At 76.0% G+C, this 4,799-nt stretch carries 6 protein-coding genes; 3 read left to right on the top strand and 3 right to left on the bottom strand.

The genetic code is table 11. The annotated features are described in order from the left end of the window. Positions 1 to 165 precede the first annotated feature (165 nt). Positions 166 to 1,347: an AI-2E family transporter gene (locus GTQ99_RS19875; protein ID WP_166617440.1), complete on the top strand. Its 1,182-nt coding sequence runs from the start codon at positions 166 to 168 to the stop codon at positions 1,345 to 1,347. An 82-nt stretch (positions 1,348 to 1,429) separates the two neighbouring features. On the opposite strand, the gene greA is transcribed toward GTQ99_RS19875, so the two are convergent. Further along, positions 1,430 to 1,927 carry a transcription elongation factor GreA gene (greA, locus tag GTQ99_RS19870; RefSeq protein ID WP_166617439.1) on the bottom strand — a complete coding sequence of 166 codons (498 nt, stop codon included), beginning with the start codon at positions 1,925 to 1,927 and terminating at the stop codon, positions 1,430 to 1,432. Positions 1,928 to 2,047: 120 nt separating this feature from the next. Continuing rightward, a complete protein-coding gene (locus tag GTQ99_RS19865) occupies positions 2,048 to 2,482 on the bottom strand; it encodes a DUF4307 domain-containing protein (protein WP_166617438.1) in 435 nt (144 codons plus the stop codon). 146 nt (positions 2,483 to 2,628) lie between these two features. Between GTQ99_RS19865 and mca the strand changes: the two genes are divergently transcribed. Then, positions 2,629 to 3,531: a mycothiol conjugate amidase Mca gene (mca, locus tag GTQ99_RS19860; RefSeq protein ID WP_166617441.1), complete on the top strand. Its 903-nt coding sequence runs from the start codon at positions 2,629 to 2,631 to the stop codon at positions 3,529 to 3,531. Continuing rightward, positions 3,528 to 3,866: a hypothetical protein gene (locus tag GTQ99_RS19855; RefSeq protein ID WP_166617437.1), complete on the top strand. Its 339-nt coding sequence runs from the start codon at positions 3,528 to 3,530 to the stop codon at positions 3,864 to 3,866. Before mca ends, GTQ99_RS19855 begins: the two co-directional genes overlap by 4 nt. A 19-nt stretch (positions 3,867 to 3,885) precedes the next feature. Here the strand turns inward: GTQ99_RS19855 and GTQ99_RS19850 are convergent. Further along, a partial coding sequence (locus GTQ99_RS19850; RefSeq protein WP_166617436.1) for a Gfo/Idh/MocA family protein occupies positions 3,886 to 4,799 on the bottom strand: 914 nt, incomplete at its 5' end.

Below are 4,799 nucleotides of genomic sequence, written 5' to 3'. Positions count from 1 at the left end.
TCCAGGGGCAGCGTGGGGGTTTCGCTGAGGCTCACCCGAGCAACCTACGTCCGCCCGCCGACGGGCGCACCGGCCCGACCGCACCGGCCCGACCGCACCCGACCGCACCCGACCGCACCCACCGGCCCGTGGGCGGCGGCGCGGGTGCCGGTGCAGGATGGCCCCGTGCCCGACCAGTCGCCGCGCCCGGTCCACCAGCCCTACGTCAGCCCGGCGCTGCGCACGGGTGCGGAGTGGTCCTGGCGCTTCCTCGTGCTGGTGGCCGGGATCGTGCTGCTGGCCTACGGCCTCAGCCGCGTCAGCGAGATCCTCATCCCCGTCCTCATCGCCCTGCTCGTGACGGCGCTGCTGTTCCCGGCCGTGAACCTGCACCACCGCCTGCACGTGCCGCGCGCGGTGAGCGTGCTGCTGACGATGCTGCTGACGGCGGGGGTGGTGGCCGTGCTGGTGACCATCGTCGGCAGCCAGGCCTCCGCGGAGGCGCCGCAGCTGGCCGACTCCGCCACCCAGGGCGTCGGCGAGGTCGAGCGCTGGCTGTCGACCGGCCCGCTGGAGCTGACCTCCACGGCGGTCTCCGACCTCGTCCAGCAGGCGGAGGACGCGATCTCCGCCAACCGCGACACCCTCATCGCCGGTGCCACCGGGGTCGTGACGACCGCCGGGCACGTCGTCGCCGGCTTCTTCATCTGCCTGTTCGCGACGTTCTTCTTCCTGCTGGAGGGCCGGCGCATCTGGGCCTGGCTGCTGCAGCTCATGCCGGCGCCCTCGCGCGAGCGCCTCGACGACGCCGCCCGGCACTCCTGGGTGACGCTGGCCCACTACATGCGCGCGACCATCGCGGTGGCCTTCGTCGACGGCCTCGGCGTCGCGATCGGGGCCGCGGTCCTGCAGGTGCCGCTGGCCACGTCGCTGGGGCTCATCGTCTTCCTCGGCGCGTTCATCCCCATCGTCGGGGCGCTGCTGTCCGGGGCGGTGGCCGTCCTCGTCGCCCTCGTCGCCCACGACGTCGTCACCGCGCTCATCATGCTGGGCGTCGTCATCCTCGTGCAGCAGGTCGAGAGCCACCTGCTGCAGCCGTTCCTCATGGGCCGCGCCGTCGCGGTGCACCCGCTGGCCGTCATCCTCGCCGTCGCCGGCGGGGCGACCCTGTTCGGCATCCCCGGCGCGCTGTTCGCGGTGCCGCTGGTGGCGGTCCTCAAGACGGGCGTCGAGTCGCTGGCGCGGGGCGGGCGACCGAGCGAGGAGGTCCGCGAGATCGACGCCTCCGACGCGCCGCTGGCCCCGGACACCCCCGAGCCCACCGACGCCGCCGCCGCGCGGGCCGGCGGTCCCGCCGTCGAGCGCTGACGGCGCGCACCGCTCGCGGGCGCGGGTGACCGCGCGCCCGGTGCTCGGGCCCGTGGTCACCACGCGCCCGCCGCGGGGGCGCTCAGCCGGTGAAGGGCTTGGTGCTGACGACCTTGACCGGGATGCTGCGGCCGTTGGGCGCGGTGTAGGCGACCTCCTCGCCCGGCTTGCGGCCGAGGATGGCGGCGCCCAGCGGCGACTTCTCGCTGTAGACGTCCAGGCCGGCGCCGTCGCCGACCTCGCGGCTGCCGAGCAGGAAGGTCATCTCGTCGCCGGCCAGCTCCACGGTCACCACGGAGCCCAGCGTCACCTCGCCCGCGATCGACGCGGGGGCCTCGCCGACCTGCGCGGTCTCCAGCAGGTGGCGCAGCTGGCGGATGCGCAGCTCCTGCTTTCCCTGCTCCTCCTTGGCCGCGTGGTACCCGGCGTTCTCCTTCAGGTCCCCCTCCTCGCGGGCCTGCTCGATGCGCTTGGCCAGCTCCGAGCGCCCCTGCCCGGAGAGGTGCTCGTACTCGGCCTTCAACCGGTCGTAGGCGTCCTGGGTCAGCCACGTCACGCTGCCGGCGGTGGTCTCGCTCACGGGGTGCTCCCTGTCACGTGCTGCGGGTGGGCCTCCTGCCCGCCCACGAACATCGAGTCGCCCGGCCCCGCGAGCGGCGGGAGCGGGCGACTCGAAGGGACAACGGTAGCCGGGATCCGCTCAGCCCTCCACCGCGCTGCAGGAGGAGACGCCCACCGTGACGGCCCGCTGCGTCGTCGCGACCTCCACCTCCTGCTGCACGTCGCGCTCGGGGCCGGCGGGCACCGGCACCTGCAGCACGCCGACCTCGGCGCCGTCGGCGTCCAGGGCGCGCACGCTGCACTGCACGGCCGTGCCCGGCTCCCGGGTGACGCTGAAGCGGATCCACGCGGTGCGGTCGTCGACGACCTGGTGGCTGATCTCGGCGAAGGCCGGGCCGCGCGACTGCGCCACGGACACCCACACCCCGTAGGCGAGCACCAGCAGGGCCGCGAGCACGGCGGCCGCCAGCGGCAGCGGGCGCCGGTACCAGGGCCGGCCGGTGCGCGAGCGGCGCCCGTAGCGCTCGGCGAGCACGTCGGGCGGCACGTCCCGGGGGGGCTGGCGGCTGCTCACGCTGTCGCACTCCTGATCGCTGGCTGGGCCGGTGCTCGCCGCTGCGCGGGGATCGGCGAGGATGGACCCCGATGGTCGCACCCGCGCTGGCGGGGGCGGCGAGCAGTCGGCACACCAGCGGGACGACCCCGGTGAGAGGAGCGGTGGTGGCGGAGACGCTGCGGCTGATGGCCGTGCACGCCCACCCGGACGACGAGTCCAGCAAGGGCGCCGCGACGATGGCGAAGTACGTCCAGGAGGGCGTGGAGGTCCTCGTGGTCTCCTGCACCGGCGGCGAGCGCGGCGACGTGCTCAACCCCCGGCTCAAGGACGACGCGACGCTGCGGCGCGACATGGGCGAGTACCGCCGGCGCGAGATGGCCGAGGCCGCGCGCATCCTCGGCGTCCGGCACCGCTGGCTGGGCTACGTCGACTCGGGCCTGCCGGAGGGCGACCCGCTGCCGCCGCTGCCGCCGGGCTGCTTCGCGCTGACGCCGGAGGAGTTCACCGTCGACGCGCTCGTGCACGTCGTGCGCGAGTTCCGCCCGCACGTGATGACGACCTACGACGAGTCCGGCGGCTACCCGCACCCGGACCACATCATGACCCACACGGTCTCCCGCGCGGCCTTCGACGCCGCCGCCGACCCGGCGAAGTTCCCGCACGCCGGGGAGCCCTGGAAGACCTCCAAGCTCTACTACCACGCGAGCTTCTCCCGCGACCGCATGCGCACCTTCCACGAGGCGCTGCTAGCGCAGGGCAAGGAGTCGCCGTTCGCCGAGTGGATGCAGCGCATCGCCGACGAGGAGGCCAAGCCGGACGCCCCGAAGCGCGCCGAGCTGGAGATCACCACCCGCGTCGAGTGCGCCGACTTCTTCGAGGTCCGCGACCGCGCGCTGCTGGCGCACGCCACCCAGATCGACCCCGACGGCTGGTTCTTCGGCGTCCCGATGCAGCTGCAGCGCGAGCTGTGGCCGACCGAGGACTACCACCTGGCGCTCAGCCACGTCCCGACGCGGACCCCGGAGGACGACCTGTTCGCCGGTCTGCGCGGCGAGGCGGCGACGTGATCCTGGCCTCGGCCGCGACGCGCCTGCTGCTCGCGGCGACGCCGTCGCCCACGGCGAGCACGGCGACCCCGAAGGTCGACGCGGACCTCGTCACCCCGGGGCTGTGGGGCTTCGTCAGCCTCTTCGTGCTGGCCCTGGCGGTGTACTTCCTCGGGCGCAGCATGGCCCGGCGCGTGCAGCGGGTGAACCACCGCGCCCGCGTCGAGCGCGAGGCCGCCGAGGAGGCTGCCGAGGAGGCCGCCCGGCAGGCCGCGCCGGGCGAGCGCGGCGGCGCCGGACCCGCCGGACCTCCCCAGGGGCCCGGCGACCCGGGACGGCCGGGCCGACCCGGCTGACCAGCCGGGTCGGGCCGCGTCAGCGGACGGGTGTCGTGCGCTGCTCGGCCGGCCGGGCCAGGTGCTCCTCCACGGCCGCCAGCACGGCGACGGTGTCGCGGGCGTAGCCGACGTCGAGCGGGTGCGCCCTGCCCGTGGCCGCCGCCCCGCGCAGCTCGTCGACGGCCCGCCGGTGCCCCTCGACCGCCGTGCCCGCGAACCGCGGCAGCTCGTGGCGCCCGCCAGGCCCCCAGACCGTGGCGAAGGAGCCGCCGGCGCCCGCGGGGGCGGTCAGGGTCAGCGACAGCGCGCTGCCGGCGCCGCCCTCGTGCTCGAGCACGACGTTCACCGCGTCGCGCGCACCGCGGCCGGCGGCGACCCGCCGCACCGGCGGCAGCAGCGCCCGCACGATCGACAGCGCGTGCGGGCCGGTGTCCCACAGCCCGCCGCGCTCGCGGCGCCAGGCCGAGCCCCCGTACGGGTTGCCGGGCACGTCGATGGAACCCGCCCAGCGGAAGAGGCCGCCCTCCCACGGGCCGTGCTCGTCGGCCAGCGCGCGCAGCTCCTCGACCCAGCCGGTGACCTCCGGCTGGAACAGGTAGGTCACGTAGACCACGGAGGCCACCCCGCCGGCGCGGGCGGCGGCGACCACCTCGTCGGCGGCGGCCACGTCCAGGGCCAGCGGCTTGTCCACGAGCAGGTGCCTGCCGGCCCGCGCGGCGCGGGCGGCCAGCGGCGCCTGCACGTGCGGGGGCAGCGCGATGGAGACGGCGTCGACGGCGCCGAGCAGCTCGTCGAGGTCGTCGAAGCCCCGCCCGCCCACCTCTGCGGCCGCTGCGGCCGCGCGAGCGCCGTCGCGGCCCCAGAAGCCCACGAGCTCGACGTCGGGGTGGGCGGCCAGCGCCGCGCCGTGGCAGGTGCGGGCCCAGAACCCGGTGCCCAGGACGCCGAAGC

Origin of the sequence: Kineococcus vitellinus (genome assembly GCF_009906315.1) — a bacterium.
Lineage (GTDB): Bacteria > Actinomycetota > Actinomycetes > Actinomycetales > Kineococcaceae > Kineococcus > Kineococcus vitellinus.
Note: the sequence above shows the minus strand (reverse complement) of the source record. Positions and strands in the feature narration are given on the sequence as shown.